Here is a 22,402-nt window from a genome sequence, read left to right on the forward strand (position 1 = left end):
CGTCCTTAGTCGCGAGTCAGCTCAGCCACGAAGTTAGGCAGCTTGAAAACAGCGTGGTGAATCTCCGCATTGTAGTATTTGGTGCCCAGATCCTTGATCTTGCTTGCGTCCACTTCCAGAGGATCATGCTGTTTGGAGCCGATCGTAAAGCTCCACAGACCGGATGGATAGGTCGGGATGCTGCACGTATACAGACGGGTCACAGGGAAAATGGAGCTGATATCTTTAAATACGCGCTTGATCAGGTCACGGTTGAACCATGGGGATTCTGTCTGAGCCACCATGATGCCGTCCGGTTTCAACGCGTCGTAAATGCCTTGATAAAAGCCTTTTTCAAACAAGCCTACTGCAGGGCCAACCGGTTCGGTCGAGTCGACCATGATGACGTCATATTCACCCTTGTGGTCGTGGATGTGCTTGATGCCGTCAATCACTTGCACGTCGACGCGCGGATTTCCGCTCAGTTCGCTTGCGATCTGCGGGAAGTACTTTTTGCTTGATTCAATAACACCGCCGTCGATTTCAGCCAACACGGCTTTTTCCACGGAAGGATGCTTGACGATTTCACGGATAGCTCCGCCGTCTCCTCCGCCTACGACCAGAACCTTCTTCGGGTTCGGGTGAGTATTGAGGGCCACGTGAGAGATCATCTCATGATAGACGAACTCATCCACGTCAGTAGTCATGACCATGCCGTCGAGCACCAGCATACGTCCGAATTGCTTGGTGTTAATAATGTCCAGCTGTTGAAAATCCGTTTTTTCGCTGTATAAGGTCTCGGTAATTTTTGTTGTAATACCGTGATTTTCCGTTTGTTTTTCGGTGTACCACAGTTCCATGTTCATGATTATGTACCCTCCTTTTAATAACCGCATTGGTTGAAAAAAGCGACCAAATCCGGGCCAGAGGCCGTTCTTGCCGTAATGGTCTACGACAGAAGCGAATGTTTCATAATTCGTATCTGCCAAGAAAATTATAGTAGCTGGCCCCCAAAATGCAAGATTTTTTTCAAAAACAATCATCCCCGGCAGGAAGCCAAGTTTATCCAGGTCCGTTTTTTCCCATACTAGATAGGAAAAACGATTCGTTTGTTTAGTATGCCCCGAAGAGCAAAATATTTTGGGAGGAAAGGACGAGATGTCATGGAAGTGATGCGGGAAGCTCCGCTGATCCGATACCTTCGCTTGGCAAAGAAATTCGTAAAATTTCTCATACTCAGCCTATTGTGCTGTTCGTTTGCTGCCCTGATGCTCATTCTGTACCTCCGCTCGCAGCCGCTGCCCGAGGTGTTCATCAATCAGACCACCACGATTTATGCGGAAAACGGCGAAGTCCTCGATACGCTGCATCGCGGGCAGAACCGGATCGTCGTACCGCTCAAGGAGATGGCGCCCTCGCTCGTCCAAGCGACAGTAGCCATCGAGGACCGCTCTTTTCACGATCATTACGGAATCGACTGGAAACGGTTGGCGCGCGCTGCCTATGTGGATGTCATCCATATGGAAAAGGTGCAGGGAGCCAGCACCATTACCCAGCAGCTGGCGCGAAATCTGTACCTGACGCTGGACAAGACCTGGGAGCGAAAAATCAAGGAAGCGCTCCTCGCCATCCAGCTTGAGCTCAATTACAGCAAGGACGAGATTCTGGAAATGTACATGAACCAGATATACTACGGCCATTCGGCTTACGGCGCCCAGGCGGCAGCCCAGACGTATTTTGGCAAAAACGCCAAGGACCTGACATTGGCCGAAAGCTCCATGCTGGCCGGAATTCCGAAAGGTCCATCCTACTACTCCCCTTATGTAGATTTTGAAAAGGCCAAATCCCGCCAAAAGTTGATTCTGCAAGCGATGCAGCGCTCTGGATACATTACGGCGGAGCAGGCAGAGAAAGCCTTTGCCGAACCGATCAAGCTGAAGGACCGGGCTCAGGAAAAAGCGGTTGAACAAGCCCCCTATTTTCTTGACTACCTGGCAAGTCTGGTCAAAAACAGATACGGGATTGATGAGGAAACCTTTATTCACGGGGGCTTGAAGATTTACACGACACTTGATCCGGCGATGCAAAAGAAAGCCGAGGAAATCATCGCCGCCACCTTGCCCAAGGACAACCCGGACTTGCAGGTCGCCCTGGTAGCCATGGACCCCAAAACCGGACACGTCAAAGCGATGGTCGGCGGGAGAGATTATCAAAAAAGCCAGTACAACCGGGTTCTTGGAAAACGTCAGCCAGGCTCTTCCTTCAAACCGATTCTGTATCTGGCTGCCCTGCAAAACGGGTATACGCCGCTGACGATGATGAAAAGCGAGCCGACCGTCTTTACGTACGACAAGGTCAAGCAGTATATCCCGCGCAACTTCGGAGAGCGCTACGCTCACGACTTTATCAGCATGAGGGAAGCGATCAAAACCTCTGACAATATTTACGCTGTCAAGACGATCGACCATTTGACGCCGCAAAAGGTGGTCGAGCAAGCGAAAAGCCTCGGAATATCCAGTCCGCTTCAAGCGGTTCCTTCCCTGGCACTGGGCACGTCACTGGTTTCGCCTTTTGAGCTGAATGCAGCATACGCTGCGTTTGCCAACAAGGGCGAGTATGTAAAGCCGATCGCGATCACGCGCATTGAGGACAGCCAAGGGAACATTCTCGTGGAAGAAAAAACGGAAAGAACCCGGGTCGCTGATCCTGTCGCATCCGCGCTGCTCACCAACATGATGCAAAGCGTGTTTGAACGGGGCGGCACCGGTTACCGCGTCGCCAACATACTCAACCGCCCGGTGGCGGGCAAGACCGGCTCGACCGATTATGACGCGTGGTTGAGCGGCTTTACCCCTCAGCTCGTCAGCACGGTCTGGGTAGGCTATGACCAAAATCGCAAGGTAGATGACGTAAAGGAAGGCTATCTTTCCAAAAAGATCTGGGCCGAATTCATGGAAAAAGCACTGCAGGATCAACCGCCTGCCTTGTTTGAAATGCCCGCTGGGGTCGTTTCGGTCTATATTGATTCCAAATCGGGGAAACTGGCCACGGAACACTGTCCCGACCCACAGCTTTATTACTTTGCCAAAGGGACGGAGCCGCAGGAGTTCTGTACAGATCACCTTCCGCCAAACGAATCCCCGACTCCGCTCTCGCCTCCCGATTCGCCTTCCTTCTGGCAGCGAATGGGCAGTTGGTGGAGCCCGTCACAGTGATAGGGGAAGCTGCCGGTTTTTCAAAAAAAAGGGCCACACCTCATGCAGAACATCTGCAAGGGTTTGGCCCTTTTTGCTACTGTAACGTTGGCCGGGCAGCTTCGCCCTCTCCGGCCGTCTGTTCGCCGCCACCGACCACGCCATTTCCGTCCGTAAACAGGTGGTCGTTGTAAATGGTGATCATTCCGGCTTTTTCTAATTGATCCAGCACCTCAAACAGACTCTCCCGTTTACCGGCTGGCAATCGACCGATAAAGGTATTGATCTGCTGCGGAGAAACATGCGAGCGAAAGTGGACGCCGCCATGTCGTACAAAGTGATCGTGTTCACCTTGTGTTCGGGTATGATCGGTCAACCGAAACGCCCCCTTGCTTCGACAATTTGGCCGTGCACAGTTAGTTTGTTTCGTATCCCTCGGGCGGATGCCCTGAAAATATTGTGTGAGCGCCTTCAAAAAAAGACAAACAGGGAAAGAGTGACGGCTCTCTCCCTGTTTGCTAACCTAGTGTAAATGTATACAGCTATGGAATTAAGTTTACCTGACTTCAATATTACTAACAATTGATTTCCTCATTTGTTCACATACCGTTCAAGATTTCCAACTCAGGCCAATCCTTCCTTTAACTCTGCGGAAGAATTGTTCCACATTTCTTCATTGTGCTCGATCAGCATCTTTTTCAATGCTGCTTTTTCTTTTTCGTTCAATTCAGAGACCATGATCCGCCGCTTCATGGAGTAGTCCATCCGATTGACGTGGTCCGCCAAAATCTTGTAGCCACGGCGCGCTTCCCGATCAATTTCCATATAGCATGCCGTTACGCCTGCATAATACGGACCTGCTTCATTGCGGTCTACCGTTACCCATACGACCCAGTAAGGCTTTCCGTTCGGAACCTCTTCCTTGTTCGTCGTCCATTTGATGCCTTTTTCAACGGAGCTTTTGGCATGAAGCGCTCCCATATCAATATAGGCTTCGTCCCCGTCGATAATCACAGACGATACGGCAGACAAGTCAAGGACGCCCTGACCATAACCGCCATGCACGTCAGTTTTGCCGCTGACGATCGTAAATCCGCCCTTTTTGCTATCAAAAATATCCATGCGTAACACCTCTTTGCTCACAGACTCTTGAGGATATTCTACCCCGAAACCACGCTGCACGCAATTTGTCCGCTTGCCCTGCTTTGACGGGCAGCACATTGCCAAAGATCATTTGCGTTCATACATCGGGCTCAGGAGGGGCACATTATGCTTATGCAACTGCATTGAAGGAGAATTACGCGATGACCGAAATGAACAATACGCAATCCCATGATCATCCAAGAGAACGCGATATCGAATTGAATAGACAACGCCAGCTGCAGGAGCCTTATCCTGCCGCAGCCAGAGCGGTAGACCAAATCGTTGCGGAAAAACGCGCTGAATCCCCACCTGGAGCCGGGCTCTCGAATGCTCCGGAAGAATTGGCGGGAATGGGCGACGGACTGGAAACGGATATCCCCTCCAATTACCAGGCCAGCTTTGGCCGATTGCCGAAGAGTCAATCCAGTTTCTCTGTAAAAAGAGACCCCGGGAGATTGTAGATTCAGCTTTGGAAAAGTCTCAAAATGAAACAGTCAGAAAGCGGAAGAGTACGAAAGCAGATTCGTACGAAAGTGGAACAGTACGAAAGTGGAACAGTACGAAAGTGGAACAGTACGAAAGCAAATCAGTACACGAAATCAATTCAGTACGAAAACAGTGGGCCGCCGTTTTACAGTAGGCGGCCATGCTACTTTTTAACAGGATCAATTGATCCCTTCCTGGATAATTCCTTTTACCCGCCTGTTTCTTTTTGGTTTTGGAAGGCTTTGACTGCTTTCTGGATTAGCCAAATAAGCAGTTGTACATTCCACGCGGTGTTGATGGCCAGAACAAGACTAAATTCCCAATCCAAAACAATCCACCCTTCCTTTGGACGGGCAAGCTCGTAGAACAAGAATGAAAGAGGCAAAGCTACGAAAATATTGATTAACGCTCTTGTTTTGAAAATGATCGTCGAAAAACCGCATATGGTTAATACTAATAACGGAATTCCGGTTGACCAGCCATAAATGATCGGACCTAAGACAAGGATAAAAAAGTAATCCAAATTTGCCCTCTCCTCCATTTTTAACGATTACTTTTATGTTTCACGCTTTAAAGCGTCTTCCTCATTTTTATCATCTTCTTCGTATTCCGCTTCCTCATTCACTTCTTCATCGTCAGAATTTTCATTCCCCTTTGATGAGTATGTGTCTATTAAAAAGGGAGAGACTTCCATGCCATTGCGCAATTGCAAACGGTCTTCGAACACCAACGGTTCCAAATCCAACACATGGATGACAACGATATTTCCGTGATACTCTACCTGAAGATTCTCCCAGTGTTCCTTTTTATCTGCTAAGATCGTCATTGTTTGTCCCGACTTTGTAAATGTAATCTCAGGAAACTCGCCATCCTCCCGCGAGATAATATAGTACAGATAATCCGGCTTCTGCGGTTTCTTTCTAAGGCCTGCCTGTATTTTTTCTACGCCTTTCAACAACTGGACAACTTGTTCAATTACCAGCGGGTCCTTGGGCAAAGCTGCATGGGCTGCCACTGCGTAAAACTTTTTAGCAATATCGCTTTGACCGTATTCGGCGCTTATATAGGGCACTGTTCCATCTCCTTCTCCACTATCATAAAAGGGCTTTAGAATATTTCTGCTTGTATTGTATTCGTAGCCAAGCAAAGTTTTTTGTCCGGTTCCAATAATGGAGTATTGCTGGACCCTCAATGTCCTCTTGTCCCATTTATTGTGTAGTGCCTCGGCCTGACGAACCAATGGGGTATAAGCAATCTTGACACGGCTGTCAGTCACCATGTCTTCATAGGTAAAGCTGTAAATCGGGTCTCTTTTTAAAACGATCGCCTTGTCAAAGTAAGTCGGTGATGGCAGCAGCTCGTAGACAGCGGGGGCATATTCTGCAATCACCCTCCCTGTTTCTTCGTGTAAAAAAGGCACTCCGAAGTTATACCCGAATTGGATGGCCTGATAAGCTCGAGGTGAGCCTAAAAAGGGGGTGCCCATATAAATGATTCGTTTTACCTTCGGCTGATAGGAAGCGTTTGATAGCAAGGTTTCTCTTGCCAACAGACCACCCATGCTATGGGCAACCAATTGAACCTGGCTTGCGCCTGACGCCTTTAGGGCCTCATCGATTTTTTCCTTCAGATATTTGGCATTGTCCTTGTTGCTGTAACGCCAATCATAGGGCATCGCAAACATGGTAATGTTTTTTCTGTATCCTTCTGATTCCAGACGTTTAACCATGCTGGCGTACTGCTCCGTCTCTTCCTTCACTTTATCAACTGGAAAGTAAGACAAATATTCAATCGCACGAAATCCCCCGTCTTCTTTCTCCGGGTAAACGGTAAATCCTTTGTTGAGGGACTCTACCTCGACACTGTTTTTCGCCACTGGCTTCAAGGGAAGATACATGCGATGGCGTGGATCGCGAATTCCAAAAACGATGTTATCCAGTGAAAGCCATGCTTCTAAGGTCAGCCTTTTTTCCTTTGCTTCCAGCCTTGATCCGCCAATCCCCGGAATCAAAATGACGGGGATCGTATTGCTGGTCACCTTCAAATGGTAGGAGTGATTCTTGAAGCCGGAGGTGCGGCTGGCAGCAACTTTCAGGTAGTATGTGCCGGGGTCTGCGTTAAACAAAATCTCCTCGTCCTTATTCTTCGGCCTGTCCGAAAACGCGATCTGCTTGTTGTTGCTGTCGAACAGGTACAGGTCCAAATCCATGCCCTCGGGAATATCCCAAAGCTTCGCTTCAATTGTTGAAGCCAGGTCTAAAGTAAGCTTGTAATAGTCAACATCACTTCGGTCATGGAGATTTGCAATGATTTCGCCATTATCAAGGGGATGTGCGTCTTTTATCGTGTTATTCGGCTCATACTCGTCCGGCTTGCCTTCCTCGCCAGTGTAAAAATCGCCCCGCAACAAGTAATAGCTCGAACGGTCAAACGTTCCATTATTCCCCATTATTTGAACATAGTACAATCGGTTTTTCTCAACTGCAATCTCCTCGACCTTTTGATCGGCCTGCCCTGGTTTGGTGGATCTCCCAATTTCCCTTTTCTCATCATCGAATACAAACAAGTGATAGTTCGCATTGGATGGCACCTGAGTCAATGAAAATGTTAGCGTCCCGTCTTTGGCAGGCTTGATCTTCCACGTATCAATATCGTCGCCAGTCGAAATTCTCCCGTGGGCATTTTTCCCCGCAAACATCCAGTCCGCTTTGGCAAACGTATCGTTCCGTTCCACCTCAAAGGTAGCTGGCACCCTGCGCAACGCGGATTCACTCGGTTTTTTCTTTCCTGCAAATCGGCGTTGGAAATCTTCATCCGCCTCCTCCAACTCTGCCTGTTCCAGCAGCTCCTCTCCGTCCGCATTTTCCCCGTCTAGGTTCGGCGGCGCTTCAGGCATATCAGCGGTCTCATCTACATCTGTCTCGTCTCTTACATCTGTCTCATTGCTTACATCCGTATCTCCCGGTACATCAGGTATTTGGGGCACCTCAGAGCCATCCTGATCCGGCTCCGATTCAACGCCATCCCCTGCTGTCTCCTGCGGCGGATGGTCCGCCTCGGCTTCTGCGACAGTCCCAGTGTCTTCATTCCAGCCAACGGGTTGACCCATCCTTTCTTTGGCTATACCGGCTGGAACAATACTGGAAAGCAAAACTGCAACCATGACCAACATGCTCGCGATCCTGATTCGCTTATTCACATAAAACCCCCCTAGCTTGTTCTTCTTCCACCGTAGGAAAAGACAGATAGGGGGTGCAAATATATTTGCCTATCGAGTTGTGTGATTGCGGATTCCCTGACGCTCCCAAGCATTTGCTGTCACGGCAAATGGCACACGATAATCGGTCAGTTCATGACCTTGGCCATTCTGTTTGTTCGGAAACGCGAATCCCTTTACGACACCAAAGCGGAACTGCACAGAGAAATGAACAGCGTAAGTGGAATCCTTTTTAAACCCTTTTTGCTTGTCTCCCATCAAGGGAGTATCGACCCCCATTTCCCGCACTCCCAATTTGGGAACGGCATAAGACGGCCCCTGCCACCAAATCGGTGTTGTCTTTTTCAGCGAAAGGGTCGATTGGAGCGTCGTGTTCCGGAGCCCCGTTTCGGAGATCCAGGATTGCGCCGCTGCAATGTCGGGATAGAGTGCGCTGACTGGGTGGCGATGGCGAGGTTCCAGCACGACATGGGTCAAAATTCGTTCGCCAGCGTAAAAGTCATCCGGCTTATTCGCCGGATAGCGGTCCCGCGCGGTGTACTCCTGCCACTCGCTTGTATGGCGGAGTACCCCTTTGGCATTTGGCTCAAATACCCCAAATTGACGCTCACTGCCTTTTACCGTTATGGTGTAGCGCCCCGACATGCTTTGATGCACGGTATTGGACTGGCAGGTCTCCTCTCCTTCTTCTCCGTCCTCCCCTGCGCTTTTGGCACAACGGTCGTACGAGAGGGCAAATTGCACATTGTAGTCCATCGTGATGACAAATCCGTTGATTTCGGCTTTGTATTTCATCGGGTTCAGAACCTGTCTCCAAGTCGTTTCTGTCGGCACAGTCGTACCGGTGTACAAGTAATCGCCGCCCATTGAGGAGCTGCTCACCTTCCATTCCTGAGGCGTCCCTGGACCCGATACTTTCAGATCGAGCTGCGCCGGGCTATACACCGCCAGGCTCTTTGCATCAGCAATGTACCCAGGGCTGACTGTTACACTTGCATTCTTGATTCCTTCCCCGCTGGCTGATTGCAGCAGCTGCGACTTGTATGTCTCGATATTCTGATTGATTTCCCGTTTTACTTGATCAAAGCCTTGATTAATCCTGGTTTGGTCAATGACGACGCGAATCTTCGCCGGCTCTCTCTCCCAGACCCCATCCACATTGACCTGCAGTCTCTGCAGTTGGCGGCCATCACTGTCATAGATGTCGAGTCCAATTTCACCGCCATCGAAGTCTCCTCCTCCAACCGGCGGATTCGGTATCTCCGGTTCTTTCGGCCCGTTGCCCCCGCCTTCATCACCTGTTACCTTTACGGGCCAAACTGCGCGGTTATCCGGCCAAATGGTCTCGTTATCAGGTTTGTCTTTATCCGGGTTGATATGGGCGATAAAATCCTCCGATTTTTGCGGATATTTGGTTGGAACGGTAATCTTCCGCACCTCTCCGGGTTTAAACTTGGCCACTTCCAGCATTGTTGCTTTGTCTGAGCTTTCCCAGCGGACGGCCAGCTTGGTATCGTGTTCCTGCTTGCCGTCATTCTTCACATCAAAGGTTATCGTCGCATCTGATCCGGCTGCTTGCGGATCAGCAGGGGTTATCTTGAAGCTGCTTTTTACGATGAGCAGGTTTTCTCCCTCGGGTTTTGGCGGCCCTTCCCCGATCTGTACAAAGAAAAAGCCATCACAATCCGCTGCTGTGCGATCCTCTGCATAAAATTCAACCTTGTACAATCCGGAAAGAGGAAAATAACCATCTGTGGCCGGGTCCATCGGAAAGATGATTTTTTGCTGGTATCTTGCATTCGTTGAATCGGAAAGCCATTTCCCATCGCGTTTTCGCTCCCAGGAACGTTTGTCTGGATCGAAATAATAGGTAACAAAGTCTATCTTTTCATCAGCAAAGAGTGTAAAGGAATGCCAGGGATCGGTCCATTGCTCCGGACTCATTTCCAGCGTCTCGCCGCGTTTAACCGGCTTGCTCCAAACAACGTCATCATCGCCGTATTTGCCGCCCGCTATCTTTGCTGTAAGAATGTAGCATCTTCTATCAGACAGAATCGGGAAGGTCATTTCTACGACACAATCTCTGTCACTTATGAAGACTAGTGTTACATCATCCCCGGCGTCAATCGTTTTCGGTAAGATCAACCGGAACCTTTCATTTGCTGCAAGCTTGCCAGACAGCGGTTTGTTCCTGTCCCCCTCTTTTATAAACCAAGAACCAGCGACATCGGCAGAAATATCCGTATGGGTATCGTACCCGTCCCCTGTAGCGGTCAGATTGGAGAAATAGAGATACTTCAAACCATTGTAGAGATTCTCTCCTGCCGGTGGATAATAGCTCGGAGGCTCACCATAAGCTTTAAATCCTATGCGTTTTTGTTCGTCGATCGTACAACTTGTATCCTTTACTTTGATTGTAATCGTCCACTCACATTCTGGGCGCTTTTCAAAGTCTGTTCGCTTTAGTTCCAAGGACAGCTTGTACGTTTTCCCGCGTTCCAGGGGAATGTCATAGCTTCTATCCGGACCTCGGTAAGGCAAGGAAACATGATCGGAGACATACGGACGCACGCGGCCATTGTCTCCCTCATCCAACGGGATTACCCTTTCTCGGCCATCAGGCATCGTAACATTCCACGTAGTATGAAACGGTTGCGCTTCACCGCCGCTATCTTTGTATGAAGCTACAAATTTCAGACTTTCTCCGGGCATAACTTCAATGACTCCACCCCTTGGAATGGCGTCTCCATTCACTTTGACGATGGGACAGCTATCGTACTTGTCGTTTGGAGAACCAGCATAAAACTGCTTGTCCCAGCATAGCGTACCGTCGTCGCTTACGTATTTCACTGTAAAGGAGCCTGATGAGGGAACGTACATGATCCCCACCTTCCTGTTGTTCCCGGAGCCTATTTGCATCGGGGTGCCGTTGTAGGAAAAGGTGCCGGGCTTTGATGCGGTGAAGACGACCCTTGCATCTCTTTCAATGCGTTCCGTATCTCCTCCGCTCGGTACACCCTGCCGTTCCGTATCGTTTTTCTCTCCTTCGATTCGTATTTCCATGGTCGTTTTTTTGCAACCGGTTGGTGGTGGATCGGGGTCTTTGCCCCCGCCATTGTCCTCACCGGGAGGCGGTGGTACCTCGCCAACAACAAAAGGTGCTGCATAAGCAACACCTTGTCCGTCTACCGCGGGAGCATTTTTTGTATTTCTTGCATGGGTATCTGTGAATAGGATTCGTGCTTCATAGTTTCCAGCTTTAGTGGGTACCCATGTTTTCTGTGGAAAGTTTACAGATTGGCCGCTGCCGTTTCCTTCCCCACTAATCGGATACTCTGTAATCGCCTCAGAGAATGCCTTTTCGGTCTGCCCTGTATCTAGATTGTAGATGTAATAGTTTAAGACTTTTAATCCGCGATTGTAGATACTGTAGTCTTTTCCTTGGGCAGTTATCGTAACAGTTTGTCCGACTTCATATTTTGTCTTGTCGGTTTTGATACTTCCATCGGGGCGCTGGGTTGTGGTGAAGCTGGTTACCCCGACGTAGACTCCTTTCTCATGGCTCTGGGCTGCACGGTAACTATAAGGATTTCCCCTTCCACCGGACATTTCTGCTACTTTAGAAAGGAGGTATCCAGTATACTCTCGTCCTCCCCCTTCAGTAATACTTCCACCATAAAGTCCATTGTTGCTAGTCATGAAGGAGGGATTGCCGTTAAAGAGTCTCGCCCAGTCTCGCGCTTCGTCTAAATCGACAATTGGATAGCCATTGTCCGCTTTTGTTGATGCTTTTGAATAGTTGGCTACTTTACCGTTTCCGCTTGTAGCTCCTGAAAATTGTACGTCAGCTATAGTAAGAGACATCTTTTCACGAAACCCGAAACCATCAATGTAGCTTTCCTCGGACCCTTTTATAGCATAATGCTTATCGATCCATCCAGGTATTCTATCATAAACATTTGGATTAAAAGTGGTTGCATCTACTACAGGTGTGAAAGGAAAAATGTTTAAAGCACATGCAAAGACTGTAAGAATTGCAATTGTCCTATCAACATTTTTTCTCATTTAATCACCTACTATTTTCACGCTCAAGAGTAGGTAACTTTCCATAAAGATAATTTGCTAAAGATTCTGCCTCTCCTTTAAACTTAACCAAGAACCTAACGTATTCCACTTGACTAGTGCTAAATGAAAATTTCCCGGAGTCTATAGTATCGGTCTTCCCATTCTTAAACCGTACGTAAAGACGAGTATCATAACCTTTGACTGTTGGTAAAGCGCCACGAATAGTTTCACCGGATATTTTTAACGAATTATGAAATTGTGTAGCTATTTTTTCTGCTTCCTGTATACCTTGGTATTCCCTATGTAAGGATTGGAGTGCGAATGCCTGCTCACCACGGCTTACAGTTCCAAAAGAATCATAAAGAGTTGTTGAAACACCGTTGGGAAATTTTCCAGGCTTCCCAGCGATCCAATTGGAGCCTACAGAATAAATAATGTTGTACTGCTGCTTCCACGGATACCTAGGAAACAAACTCTTCCAGGCATTAACCATCAATCTGCTAGCTTCCTCTCGATTCATAACTTTATTTGGATTGATCTCAACACCATCAAGAATTCCATCACGCTTTGCACGTTCATAGTAAACTTTCGCCCAATGATTTTCAGGTAATTCTTGTACAGGCTCACCCGAAGTCAACCCTTTAACATTTACCAGACCTGCAACCAAATCCGCCTGAGTAATTGGTTTGTCAGGCTGAAAACTCCCATCCGGAAAAAGCCACATCAATTTATTTTTCACAACATAATCAATCGCATCGCGATGTGGATGATTCTGATAATCACTTAACTTGGCCGGTACTTGGGCTGCATTGGTTACCGGCACAAGAGCGGATAATCCTGCACCAATTGTCAGGACCAAAACAATTACGCTTGAAAAAAGTTTATAGAATCGCTTCAAGACACATCCTCCTTTTTCGCCATCTTCCCACACCTTTCTACCTTCCAATTATGGTATAAGTTACCTGTATAAGCAATCAAGAAGAATATGCGTCCATCTGCTTCTGAATAAACCGGTCAAGCACTTCCCCGGAAACATCCCCCTCCAGCTTATCCACTACCTTCCCATCCTTCACAATAAACACCGTAGGCGTAACCTCCGCACCCAGCTTTTCCGCCTCATCCAGCTCTTTTGGATTATGGATGTCGAGCCTTTCTACCCGCCAGCCAGAAGAAATATCCTGCACAGCTTCATCGAATTTAGGGGCGAATGTGGTGCAATATCCGCAACTGTCGCTGTACACGTACACGACCCTCCCTTGCTCCGCTCCCATCGTGACAGACATGAGAGCTGCGGCGAACATGCACCCGAGCACAAAGGTTATCCCCCAAATCCAGCGCCAGTTCTTTCCTCGCTGCTTGTATCCTGTCTTCATGAGGGTTCCCTCCCGAACAAGCTTTATAGTGTGTGTTGCTAACACTGTAATGGCGATATGCGTTTGTCAAAGAACGGTGAGTCCATTATGCCGTTTTCTCCTGGGACAAAAAAAAAGCCGGTCATCTGACCGGCTGGTTGGCGAAAGGTACCGCAGCAGGCGCTAAAAACCCCGCTGCGCAAAACGTATTCATCATGGAAACAAGAAAGATGATTGCATTTTTTCCAACACAAAAAAACTATATCAACGGGGTATGACCAGCTTTCGTCAGCTCGCGGAGCTCTTCGATAAAAGCCAACCCCTTTTGAATCTCCTCTTCGGTATAGCGCTGTTTGCTCTTAAAGGTAAAAATCTTCGCTTTCATTTCTTCATAGGGAAGATGATTGAAGTAAAGGATGGTCGAGACCAGCTCAAGAAAACGGGAGTTCTCCTCGTTCATCCGCCGGATTGCTTGCTCGCCCAGTCCGAAATCGACTTCGTGAAAACGCAAAAAATCACGCCCGGTGTCATTCAGCGTATACCGGTACATGTGAATGGCCCCTTTGGTCTCCACCTGCTCGTCCAGAAGTCCCATGTTGCACAGCTCGTCCACGCGCAAGGTCAGCTCCTCCGAGTAAGGACCGTACATATGAAACTCGAACCGCTCATCGAAGTCCATATCCAGATGTTTCGCTATGTACACCATCTTTTGCAGCTTTTTGCGACCGCTCACTTCGCCCACGGTCTCGATTAAACGTATGATTTTGGCGTGACGCCTAAGCATCCTCCATCACTCCCAGACGATCTCGTATCTTTCCGGAGAGCTCCTCCGGCAATGCCATAACCTTGTCCATAGGAAAATACAGCTTGTAGTCAAACCGGCGTTTGCCGCTGATCGCCTGCACGATCTCCGACTTCTCCGACAGCTCGGTCAGCTCGCCTGAAGGCATTACCAGCATGATCGGAATCCGCTCTTCATCTTCGCCAGCACGGTAAAAATCATACGGAAGATCGGAGGTCGTGTCCACTTCCAAATAATAGGCCGGATCAATATCCGCAGACTGGAACAGCTCTTTCAAGTCTGCCAGCAAGCGGAAATCTCTTGGGTTATATTCGACGTATTTAAAGAGATTCCTGTCGAGAAAACGGGCGCATAAATCTTTCAGAACGGCATCATTTTCATTGCGCCAGAGCTGCATGTAAAAGAGAATGACCGACTCATCGAGGGACAAATAATCGGCAAGCTCTACTTGTTCATTTAGAAACGGCAGCAGGAGAGTCGGCTCCTGACGGAAGGGAAAGCCTTGCAGAAACAGCTCTTTCGCACGCTGAAAAATTTTGCGCAGAACCACTTCCGCACTGCGCGTCACCGGATGAAAATAAACCTGCCAGTACATCTGATAGCGGGACATGATGTAGTCTTCGACGGCGTGCATGCCGCTGTACTTAAAGACAATTCCGTCTTCGCCCGGACGCATGACGCGAAGAATCCGCTCGATCTCGAAATTGCCGTAATTCACGCCCGTGTAATACGCGTCGCGCAGCAAATAATCCATCCGGTCAGCGTCGATCTGGCTGGAAATCAGACTGACGATCAGCTTGTTGTCGTAAGTCTTGGCGATAACCTCAGCCACCCGTTTCGGAAAATCTTCACCCATGCGCTTCAGTATCCGGTTGATCTGGGTATCACCCTGCAGGATCGCCCTTGTCCAATCCTCATGATGATAGCGGAATACTTTTTCAAACGAATGGGAAAACGGCCCGTGCCCCACGTCGTGAAGCAGAGCAGCACAGAGACAAAGCAGCTTTTCTTCATAGGAAAGATGAATTCTCCCCTCGAACGTCTCCAGGATGCGGCGCATGATCTCATAGACGCCAAGCGAATGATTGAAGCGGCTGTGCTCACCGCCATGAAAGGTAAAAAAGCTCGTACCAAGCTGCCGGATGCGACGCAGACGCTGGAATTCCGCCGAATTGATCAAATCCCAGATCAGCTTGTCCCGTACATGTACATAGCTGTGCACCGGGTCTTTAAACACTTTTTCTTCGTCTAAAAGCTGGGGCTGTTTCAATCTGGTCACTCTCCCTTCCGGCTCGAAAAAATTCCTGGTTAAGTGGGCCAGTTCAAAAAGTCCGGGAAAACCAGGCCGTTTCAGTTCAAGGCACGGCAGACCCCAGCAGCGGAGCACAGGTGCGGCTGTGTATGCTGAGCCTGTATGTGCGGAGCGCAGGTGAAGCTGTATATGCAGATGCTATGTATACGCGGATGGGTGGACAACAGCTTTTTCGGACGTGCGCCTCTCCCGCATACGTCGCGGCATTACATGACAGTAGTCGGACCACATCATAAATTCGCAGCTTGCTTTTCCCGGACTTTTTGAACATCCTCTATCGGGATTATATCATATGCCTTGGGATGAAAATAACAGGCTTTGCCATTGCTATTTTCCCTTCGACATCCAGCGAGCTATGTACTTGTGTGCCTTCATTCGGGGAGGCTCGCGTTTGAAAGAGAAACGGACTTCTGTCCCTTAGGAGCAGAAGCCCGCCGCAAAGTGATAAAAGCATCTTTGCTGTATTCGGTACTTGTTTGTTTACGGTACTAGTGTATTCGGTGCCTGTTTGTATTCGATGCTTTTACGTATCGACACTTCGTTACCCTTCCAGCTCCGCCTCCGGCCCGTACAGATCAGGCCGCTTGGCTGCCAGTCTGGCTTTCCGCTTGGCCTTCCGTTCCGCCAGCACTGTGTAGAAAGACGGAACGACGATCAGCGTCAGCAGCGTGGAAAAGATCAATCCGAAGATGATGGTGACCGCCAGCGGACGGAACAGTACGTCCCCAAACAGCGCGAGCGGCGTCAGGCCCGCCACAGCCGTAAGCGAGGTCAGCAAAATCGGACGCAGACGCGCCTCTCCGGCCTGGATCACGGCCTGCTTCAGTTCCGCGCCTGCATGCCGCGCTTCTTCGATAAACTCGATCAGCACAATGCCGTTTCGCACCACGATCCCCGATAGCGAGATCGCCCCCATCATCGTCATGAAGCCGAGCGGCGTCTGCGTGACGAACAGCCCGATCAAGCTTCCGGCAAAGGCCAGGTACACCGTACTGAGAACCAGCACGGGAATGCTGAGCGAATAAAACTGCATCGCAATCAAAATCAGGATGAGGAAAAGGACGATGACCGACAGTTTCCCCATGTCGATAAAGATATCCGTCTGCTCCGAAGTCTCGCCGCCGATTTCCCAGCGATACCCCTCAGGGAATGAAATGGATTCGAGCAGCGGCTTGATTTCAGCCATGACCTCTGTCGCCGTACGGCCTCGCAGGTCGCTCGTAATCGTCACGGCACGCGAGAGATTCCGGTGCGGGATTTTTTGCGTGCTGAAAGTGGGCTTGACCTCTGCTAGCTGGGACAGCGGAATTTGCTCGCCTGCCGCATTGGTTACGGTCAGTCGCTGGAATAGGACGGTCGGATCGGCCGCTCCCTTTTGCATAAACAGCTTGATGTCAAGCAAATCCGTCCCCGTATCGAACTGGCTGACGGTGATGCCTTCGCTGGCGAGGCGGAGCGTCTGCGACAGTTCGTTGTAATTGACCAGCTTTTCCTTCATCAGCTCCCGGTTCACCACAAACTCCAGGGTGTACCGCTCGATTCCGAAATCGTCCTGAATGTCGTACGTGCCTTCCAGCTTGGCGATCCGGTCCTTGATATCCCCTGCTAACGAACGTAGCGTAGGAATGTCTTCCCCATATACCCGGATCACAACAGGCTTGCCGACCGGGGGACCTGCTTCCAGCTGCTTCGGCAAAATGCTCGCTTCCGGATAGAGCTTTTTAAACTCCTCGCGCCAAGGCTCCAGCATATCCTCAATCTTTGCCTTTGACTTGTCAAAGCGGACGACCAGTTGCCCAAGCGTGATGCCCTCGCCGATTTCGGTATCGCCGCTGAACATTTTGGGGGCGCTGCCGCCCGCGTAAGCGGCGACCGACTCGATCCCCGGCTGCTTTTGGATCCAGTCCGACACTCCCCGTACGACCCGGTCCGTCTCCTCCACACTGGTCCCGACCGGCAGACGGACGTTGACGAGAAATTGCGGCCGCTCGTCGTTGGGGAAAAGCTGGATCGGTGTCAGCGGGATCAATCCGTAGGCGCTGGTGCCGATCAAAACGCCGACCATGCCCGCGAGCACGGGCCGTTTTAAAATCCGCGGCATCAGCTTGCCCGCGTACCAGTTCGTCAATTGGAAAATTTGCTTGCCGAGCAGCCCCGGCGGCTTCCGGTACCCTTCGACTCCGCCTCTGCGGCGATGTTCGTACCACTGCCGGAATATCGGGATAATCGTCAGCGACATGAGCATCGAAGCGAGCATCGTCAAGGAAATAATCACAGGCACGGGCCGGATAAACTGTCCGACGTTTCCGCTCATGAACATCAGCGGACCGAAGGAAGCGATTGTCGCAAGCGTTGCCGTGACGATGGAGATGGACACCTCTTTTGCGCCTTTGACTGCTGCCGGGAGCGGTTTTTCGCCCAGCGTGGACAGCCTCCGCTCGATGTTGTCATTGACGACCACGGCATCATCCACGAGAATCCCCAGCACGATGATCAGCGAGACAATCGAAATCATATTCAGCGTGATGCCCATGGAAGGCAGGAACAACAACCCCGATGCAAGCGAGATCGGGATCGCCAGCGCTACCACAAAAGAAGTGATCAGGTTCAATCCCAGTGTACATACCAACAGTACAGCCAAAACGGCGATCAGCATCTCGCGTGAAAGATCCCCGAACAGCTCATCGACGCGTTCCTTTTGCGAGTAAATGGAATGCTTCTGCGCCCATGCGGGAAGCGACTTCTCCAGCGTTTTCACCATCTCGTCGACGCGCTTTTGCAGGGACGGTACGTCGCTGCCTGTCTCGGCGTTGATGCTGATCGATACAGACGGCTTGCCATTGAAGTAGGAATACGACTCGATCTGCTCTGTGGTGAGCATGGCGCTACCGACATCCTTCAGATAGATCGGGAAGCCCTGCTGCGTCCGCGAGACGATGACGTCGTTTAAAGCCTCCACATCCTGGCTTTCCGCCAGCTTGAGCTGGTACGTGCGGCTATCGGCCGTCAAGTCTCCAAGCGGAATCCGTTCGTTTTCCTTTTTGACCGCCATCAGCACCTGGCCCCAGGTCAGCCCGTACTGGCTCAGCCTTTGCGTATCCACCTGAATCTGGATCTCCTCGTCCGGCAAGCCTTTGATGGTCACGTCTGCCACATTGGGAATCGTGCGGAGCTGTTCTTTCCACGACTTCAGGGTGGACCTGAGGCTGTACAGCTCTTCGCGGGTGTCAGCGGTGATCGCGAGCGTCTGGACGAAGGTGCGGTTCAAGTCGTCATTGATGATCGGCTGTTTGGCATCCTCCGGCAAATCAGCCTCGGCATCCTTTACCTTTTTCCGTAATTCGTCCCACTTTTGCTTGGGATCGACATCACCGTCTGTTTCCACGATAATGCTCGACACGCCCAGACCGGAGACAGACGAGACGTATTTCAGGCCTTGAAGCTCGTTGATTTTTTCCTCCAGCTTCTTGGTGACCGTCTGCTCCACTTTCTCCGGCGAAGCACCCGGATAGATCGTGGTGACGGTGGCAAGATTGACAATGATGTCGGGCTGCTCCTGCTTGGGCAGTTGAAAAAAGCTGAGAGAACCGATCAGGACGACCATCGTAAAGAACAAAAGCGTGATTTTTCGTTTGCGGACGATGTATTCAATCACTGTGGTTGTCCTCCTGCCGCCTCGATCGGGTCGCCGTCAAACAACTGGTCTACTCCTTTGACGACGAGTCGATCCCCTTCCTTCAACCCGCTTGTGATCTCCAGTCTGTTGCTGTTGATCTCGCCGATCGTCACCGGGGTTTTCACCGCCCTCCCAGCGTTTTCGACAAAGACGTGAGCCTCGCCCTGCCCGCGGCTGATCACCGCTTCGACCGGCACGTACAGGCCTGCTTTTCCTTGCACCGTTTTGGTCGCCTTCACGACCTGACCGGCGAACCAGTCGTGCTTCTCGTTTTTCACTTGTACCTCGACACCGATGGTCCCCGTGCTTTGGTTCGCGGCCGGGTGAATTTTCACCACCTTGCCCTCCCGCTTTTGCCCGTAAAGCTCAAGCGTAATGGTCTCACCTTCCGTCCAGGCAAAAATCTCCCGGTCTGGAACCGGCAGCACGACCTTCAACGTATCGATCTGTCCGATCCGGTAGACGGGGCTTCCGACACCGACCAAGGAGCCCGCCGATCCGAGCTTGGCGATAATCGTGCCGTCGATCGGAGCGCGCAGCTGGGTTTTGGCCAGCGTGCTGGCAGCCAGTTCTTTGCCGATCACGGCCTGATGGTAGCTCGCCTGGCTCAGCGTCTTGTCCTCGGCGCGAGCGCCCTGCGTAACCAGCGACAAGGCTTGCTGGGCGTTTTGCAAATCCGTCAGGGCAACATTTACGCGATTTTGCGCAGTCTCGTACTCGCTCTGGGAGATGGCCTTTTCCCGGTACAGCGCCTCAATCCGTTTGAAGTCGTCCTCCGCCTGTTGATGGGCGATCGTCGCCTTTTCCACAACGAGTCGCGCCTGCTCGATCTCCTGCTCGCGCGCTCCCTTCGTTACCTTTTCCAGCGTGGCTCCCGTTTGCTGAACGGTGGCACTGGCGGAAGCGACCTGAAGCGAATAATCGCTGCCGTCCAGACGAGCCAGGATGTCACCCCTTTTGACAGTGTCACCTTCGTTTTTGGCAAGCTCGGTGATCCGTCCCGCCACCTCGAACGAGACGAGCGCTTCCTCCAGCGGCTGCAATGTGCCGGAAAGCTCGGTTACCTTCACCGCCTGCTCCTGTTTGACCACGGCAAGCTCTACTTGCTTGACTTCGGACACAGCTTCCGCTGCAGGCTCCTGACTGCTGCAGGCCGTCGTCGCCAATAGCCCGGCGATTGCGAGAAAAGACAGCCATTGTTTTCTCATGTGACCCTCCACTCCATTCCCCTATATGTCCGCTCATCTACGTGCTTTCATCATATACAACTGAAAACTGGCAAAATTTCATCGGCTGCCGATGCCGCGCAGCAGAATGTCTGCACTGCTTTCCGTCATTGTCGGTATATCGATCAAGCTGTCGCAGTCTACCTTCACCCAATGCCTTGCCAAAAAAGAGTGGAAGAATGCCGAGACAAACATGTGGGCTGCGGTCGCAAAGTCTCCTTTGGGAAGAAGTCCCGCCTCATGCATCTCCTGCAGCTTTTCGCTCAGCATCTCATCGGCGATCTGCGGCATGCGGCTGAGCAGGTTGAAAACCTCTGGGTGATTCTGCGATTCGATCAGACAGATGATGAGAACTTCCTTTCGCTCCACAAGCGCGTTGTAGTAGGCTTCGCCGTAGTGCATGAGCATCGCTTTGACGTCGTGGCCGCAGGCGTGAATCGCTTTTTCCAGCGCAGGGCGAATCTCGGTCATCTCCTCCAAAAGCTCGATGAGAATCCGCTCCTTGTTTTTGAAATGGCGGAAAATCGTCACTTCATTCACGCCGGCCAGCTCGGAGATTTTGCGAGTGGTTGCGCCCTTGTAGCCTTTCTGGGACATGAGCTGGCGGGCAGCAGCCAAAATCCGTTCCCTCGTTTCCTGTTCATCTCCTTTCCCGCTCTGGATTTTTTCGTGATCCGGCTTATCCATTTTGTTACCTCCGTATCATGCAAGCACTTGCTTTCACATGGCAATAATTAGCAAACCCATTATAACGGAGCTTTGCATGCATGTAAATACTTGCATGCGTTCCAAATGGGTTTTTGGACCCGGGCTTTTTTAGCGGAGCTGTAAGCCATACGTGAAACGTATAAATGCAGGGTCTCTTTCATTTCCTGTCAACATCAATGAAAAAAGCTGCTGACCGTATGGGTCAACAGCTCCAAAAACTAACGATTTGCCAGATTGTACTCCCTTTTTATCAATTCGTTCATGTCATCTGGTAGCGGCGCCTCGCAAGCGATCTCCTGCCCGGTAATCGGATGCGGAAAGGAAAGCTTGCTGGCATGGAGGGCCTGACGCCTGAGCAAGTCCCTTCTGCCGCCATACATGCCGTCTCCTGCAAGCGGATGCCCGATGTGGCGAAAATGAACGCGGATTTGATGCGTTCGCCCGGTCTCCAGCCATACCCGGACAAGACTGGTATCCGCAGAAGAGGCCTCCAGCTCGTAATGGGTGACAGCCTCCTCCCCCCGTTCCGTTACCTTGCGGCGGGTAGGATGGCGGGGGTCTCGCCCGATAGGAGCGCTAATTGTACCGTTCGCCTCCTCCAGACGCCCGCAGACGACAGCGAGGTATTCCCGATGCAAGCTCCCGTCGCGCAGCAATCGATCAGCGAGCTGATGCCCGTAGCTGGTCTTTCCCACCAAAATAGCTCCCGAGGTCTCCTTGTCAAGCCTATGTACCGGATGGACGCGGTCCGGCTCGCCCTTTTCCCGCAAATACTCGGCAAGGGCATGAACCAGTGTGCCTTGTTGATCTTGCTTGACGGGATGGACCATCATGCCTGCCGGCTTGTTTGCGACCAGCAGATGCTCATCCTCGTACAAAATCTCTACAGGTAAAGCCGCTTCAACCCTCTTCCCCTGCTTTCGCTGGGCTGCTTGCTGCGGTGAAGCATCCTGCCCGGGCTGATCTTGAACCCTGACCGCTACCTTGTCCCCTGCTTTTACCACCCTTTTTAGAAAAGGGGGCTTCCGGTTCAGGAGCACTCCCTTGCTCCTCGTTAGCCGTTGCAGCATTCTCCCCGAGACATGGAGTTTTTCCCGGACGATGCTCTCGACAGTAAGCCCTGCGTCCGCTTCTGCCACCTCATATTCCAGCCAGCCTTTTTTGCTCAAGCCCATCTCCTGCTTTCGTTCTCATTTCCTCCTATTGTATCGGAAGATGATGAGCAAGCGCCAGTTGACCGCT

At 50.9% G+C, this 22,402-nt stretch carries 16 protein-coding genes; 2 read left to right on the forward strand and 14 right to left on the reverse strand.

The genetic code is table 11. From position 1 onward, the window contains the following. Window positions 1-5 precede the first annotated feature (5 nt). Window positions 6-839 carry a polyamine aminopropyltransferase gene (speE, locus tag NST96_RS25685; RefSeq protein ID WP_003388481.1) on the reverse strand — a complete coding sequence of 278 codons (834 nt, stop codon included), beginning with the start codon at window positions 837-839 and terminating at the stop codon, window positions 6-8. 303 nt (window positions 840-1,142) lie between these two features. Between speE and NST96_RS25690 the strand changes: the two genes are divergently transcribed. After that, entirely contained in the window at window positions 1,143-3,194 is a 2,052-nt protein-coding gene (locus NST96_RS25690; RefSeq protein ID WP_003388482.1) for a penicillin-binding protein 1A, read from the forward strand. A 76-nt stretch (window positions 3,195-3,270) separates the two neighbouring features. Here the strand turns inward: NST96_RS25690 and NST96_RS25695 are convergent, their stop codons facing one another. Together NST96_RS25695 and NST96_RS25700 are read right to left on the reverse strand one after the other, a co-directional pair. Then, on the reverse strand, window positions 3,271-3,549 hold the full coding sequence (locus tag NST96_RS25695) for a hypothetical protein (RefSeq protein ID WP_003388483.1): 279 nt from the start codon (window positions 3,547-3,549) through the stop codon (window positions 3,271-3,273). A 248-nt stretch (window positions 3,550-3,797) separates the two neighbouring features. Further along, a complete protein-coding gene (locus NST96_RS25700; protein ID WP_003388484.1) occupies window positions 3,798-4,295 on the reverse strand; it encodes a YwhD family protein in 498 nt (165 codons plus the stop codon). Between the two features lie 182 nt (window positions 4,296-4,477). On the opposite strand from NST96_RS25700, the gene NST96_RS25705 reads away from it, so the two are divergent. Continuing rightward, complete coding sequence (locus NST96_RS25705; RefSeq protein ID WP_003388486.1) at window positions 4,478-4,777, forward strand: hypothetical protein; 300 nt, start codon at window positions 4,478-4,480, stop codon at window positions 4,775-4,777. Between the two features lie 233 nt (window positions 4,778-5,010). On the opposite strand, the gene NST96_RS25710 is transcribed toward NST96_RS25705, so the two are convergent. The 11 genes from NST96_RS25710 to NST96_RS25760 form a co-directional block, all read right to left on the reverse strand. Next, complete coding sequence (locus NST96_RS25710) at window positions 5,011-5,325, reverse strand: hypothetical protein (protein WP_031932691.1); 315 nt, start codon at window positions 5,323-5,325, stop codon at window positions 5,011-5,013. 33 nt (window positions 5,326-5,358) lie between these two features. Further along, window positions 5,359-8,001 (reverse strand): pre-peptidase C-terminal domain-containing protein, encoded by a 2,643-nt coding sequence (locus NST96_RS25715; protein WP_251237536.1) that lies wholly within the window; start codon window positions 7,999-8,001, stop codon window positions 5,359-5,361. Between the two features lie 69 nt (window positions 8,002-8,070). Then, window positions 8,071-12,084, reverse strand: coding sequence for an ABC transporter permease (locus NST96_RS25720; protein WP_342405005.1), 4,014 nt, complete (start codon window positions 12,082-12,084; stop codon window positions 8,071-8,073). A 4-nt stretch (window positions 12,085-12,088) separates the two neighbouring features. Beyond that, a complete protein-coding gene (locus NST96_RS25725) occupies window positions 12,089-12,982 on the reverse strand; it encodes an S-layer homology domain-containing protein (RefSeq protein ID WP_003388493.1) in 894 nt (297 codons plus the stop codon). A 76-nt stretch (window positions 12,983-13,058) separates the two neighbouring features. Then, the gene (locus NST96_RS25730) at window positions 13,059-13,457 is read right to left on the reverse strand and encodes a thioredoxin family protein (protein WP_003388494.1); all 399 of its coding nucleotides are present in this window, start codon (window positions 13,455-13,457) and stop codon (window positions 13,059-13,061) included. 238 nt (window positions 13,458-13,695) lie between these two features. Further along, window positions 13,696-14,220, reverse strand: coding sequence for a hypothetical protein (locus NST96_RS25735; RefSeq protein ID WP_003388495.1), 525 nt, complete (start codon window positions 14,218-14,220; stop codon window positions 13,696-13,698). Further along, on the reverse strand, window positions 14,213-15,508 hold the full coding sequence (locus tag NST96_RS25740; RefSeq protein ID WP_003388496.1) for an HD domain-containing protein: 1,296 nt from the start codon (window positions 15,506-15,508) through the stop codon (window positions 14,213-14,215). The genes NST96_RS25735 and NST96_RS25740 overlap by 8 nt, the downstream gene beginning before the upstream one ends. 583 nt (window positions 15,509-16,091) lie before the next feature. Beyond that, window positions 16,092-19,205 carry an efflux RND transporter permease subunit gene (locus tag NST96_RS25745; RefSeq protein WP_342405010.1) on the reverse strand — a complete coding sequence of 1,038 codons (3,114 nt, stop codon included), beginning with the start codon at window positions 19,203-19,205 and terminating at the stop codon, window positions 16,092-16,094. Continuing rightward, window positions 19,202-20,434 carry an efflux RND transporter periplasmic adaptor subunit gene (locus NST96_RS25750; RefSeq protein ID WP_251237532.1) on the reverse strand — a complete coding sequence of 411 codons (1,233 nt, stop codon included), beginning with the start codon at window positions 20,432-20,434 and terminating at the stop codon, window positions 19,202-19,204. Before NST96_RS25750 ends, NST96_RS25745 begins: the two co-directional genes overlap by 4 nt. 78 nt (window positions 20,435-20,512) lie before the next feature. Beyond that, window positions 20,513-21,139, reverse strand: a complete 627-nt coding sequence (locus NST96_RS25755) for a TetR/AcrR family transcriptional regulator (protein WP_003388499.1) — start codon at window positions 21,137-21,139, stop codon at window positions 20,513-20,515. Between the two features lie 239 nt (window positions 21,140-21,378). Further along, on the reverse strand, window positions 21,379-22,335 hold the full coding sequence (locus tag NST96_RS25760; RefSeq protein WP_243014085.1) for an RluA family pseudouridine synthase: 957 nt from the start codon (window positions 22,333-22,335) through the stop codon (window positions 21,379-21,381). Window positions 22,336-22,402: the final 67 nt, after the last annotated feature.

The organism is Brevibacillus sp. FSL K6-2834, assembly GCF_038592925.1.
Taxonomy (GTDB): Bacteria; Bacillota; Bacilli; order Brevibacillales; family Brevibacillaceae; genus Brevibacillus; species Brevibacillus borstelensis.